At 69.2% G+C, this 2050-nt stretch carries 1 protein-coding gene and 1 pseudogene; one reads left to right on the top strand and one right to left on the bottom strand.

All coding sequences use genetic code 11. The annotated features are described in order from the left end of the window. Positions 1-549: pseudogene (locus DKL51_RS31520) on the bottom strand (oxidoreductase); the annotation flags it as partial. Positions 550-667: 118 nt separating this feature from the next. Here DKL51_RS31520 and DKL51_RS31515 point away from each other — a divergent pair. Beyond that, positions 668-2050, top strand: a 1383-nt coding sequence (locus tag DKL51_RS31515; RefSeq protein ID WP_124813108.1) for an ABC transporter substrate-binding protein, incomplete at its 3' end; no start/stop codon positions are given.

The raw sequence follows: 2050 nt of genomic DNA, 5'->3' as shown, positions 1-2050 counted from the left end.
GTCGACGGCCACCACGCGGGTGCCGGAGAGGACGGCCAGCCGGGTGCCGAGCAGGCCGATCACGCCCTGCCCGAAGACCCCGACCCAGTCGCCGAGGTGCAGGTCGCCCGCGAGGACGGCGGTGAGTGCGATCGCGCCGGGGCGGGCGAAGACGGCGGCGAGCGGGTCGAGCCCGGCGGCCAGGGGATGGACCGCGCCGGCCGGGACGACCGCCTCGGCCCGGTGCCCCCAGATGCCCCAGACGACCTGCCCTGGGTGCCGGTCGGCGACGTCGGCGGCGACCTCGACGATCTCGCCGACCTCCTCGTAGCCGAAGCCGACCACCGGATAGGGGGCGACGGCCTGACGCGGCACGAACATCCGGGTGGCGGCGTCCCAGTCCTTGCTGAGCCGGGGATTGCTGCCCCGGTACAGGGTCAGCTCGGTGCCGGCTGAGATGCCGGAGTAACAGGTGCGGATGCGGACCTGGCCCGGGCCGAGTGGATCGCTGGGGCAGGGCTCGAGACTGACGCGTCGGGGCCCGGCCAGAGAGACAACCCAGTTGCCCATGGCACCGCTCCAGGGAAGTACCGGGCCCAATTCTAAAACAAAATATCGGTATATGTCTTGTAATTGATCAATCGAGGGCGTTGAATCCCTGTTGTACCCTTCGAGAGGAGTGCCACCGATGTCATCACCCTCGATGCGGATGCTCGCCTCCACCCTGATCATGGCATTTGCCGGGACAGGATTGCTGGCCTGCAGCGACGACGAGCCAAAAGGCGACAGTTCAGAGATAACGGTGTGGAGCCTGGAGGACGTCGCCGACCGGGTGACCGCCACGAAGGCGATCATCGCCGACTACACCGCGAAGACCGGCGTCAAGGTCAATTTGGTCACCGTCAACGAGGACCAGTTCCCCTCCCTCATCGCGTCCAGCGCCGCCGCCGGCGAGCTGCCCGACGTGGTCGGCTCGGTCTCGCTGGCCGGCCTCCGCACCCTGGCCGGCAACGACCTGCTGGAACCGGACGCGAACAAGGAGGTCGTCGACAAGCTCGGGCGGGACACCTTCTCGCCCCGGGCCCTCGAGCTGACCTCCGAGGACGGAAAGCAGCTCGCCGTCCCCAGTGACGGGTGGGGCCAGTTGCTGGTCTACCGCAAGGATCTCTTCGCCGCGGCCGGCCTGCCCGCCCCGGACACGTACGAGAAGATCGCCGCCGCGGCGGCGAAGCTGAACACCGGCGGCGTCGCCGGCATCACCGCGGCCACCGCCCCCGGTGACGTCTTCACCCAGCAGACCTTCGAGCACCTGGCCCTGGCCAACAACTGCCAGCTCACCGACGACTCCGGGAAGGTGACGCTGGACTCCCCCGAGTGCGTCGAGGCGTTCCGCTTCTACGGCGACCTGATGCGCAACCACTCGGTCAAGGGCGCCCAGGACGTGGACACCACCCGGGCCACCTACTTCGCCGGCAAGGCGGCCATGCTGATCTGGTCGCCGTTCATCCTCGACGAGCTGGCCGGGCTGCGGAACGACGCCAAGCCCACCTGCCCGCAGTGCCAGAAGGACCCGACGTTCCTGGCGAAGAACAGCGGCTTCGTCACCGCCATCAAGGGCCCGAACGGCACCGAACCGGCCCAGTACGGCGAGATCAGCTCGTGGGCGGTGCTCGACGGCGCCGGCGATTCGGCCAAGTCCTTCGTGGAGTACATGCTCTCCGACGGCTACCCGCGCTGGTTCGGGATGTCCCCCGAGGGGCGCTTCCCGGTCCGCAAGGGCACCGCGGACGACAAGGAGAAGTTCCTCACTGCCTGGAACACCAGTAAGGCCGGGGTGGACGCGAAGAAGCCGCTGTCCGAGGTGTACGGCGAGGACGTGCTGACCGTCCTGCGGCAGAGCCCGGACACCTTCCAGCGCTGGGGGCTGCCGCAGGGCCAGGGCAAGCTGGTCGGCGCGATCCTCGGCGAACTGCCGGTACCCAAGGCGCTCGCCGACGTGGTCGGCGGGAAGTCCGACGCCGCCGCGGCCGCCGCCCGGGCGCAGAAGGACGTCGAAGCGATCAAGAAGGGC

Source organism: Micromonospora globispora (genome assembly GCF_003857015.1).
Classification (GTDB): domain Bacteria; phylum Actinomycetota; class Actinomycetes; order Mycobacteriales; family Micromonosporaceae; genus Micromonospora; species Micromonospora globispora.
Note: the sequence above shows the minus strand (reverse complement) of the source record. Positions and strands in the feature narration are given on the sequence as shown.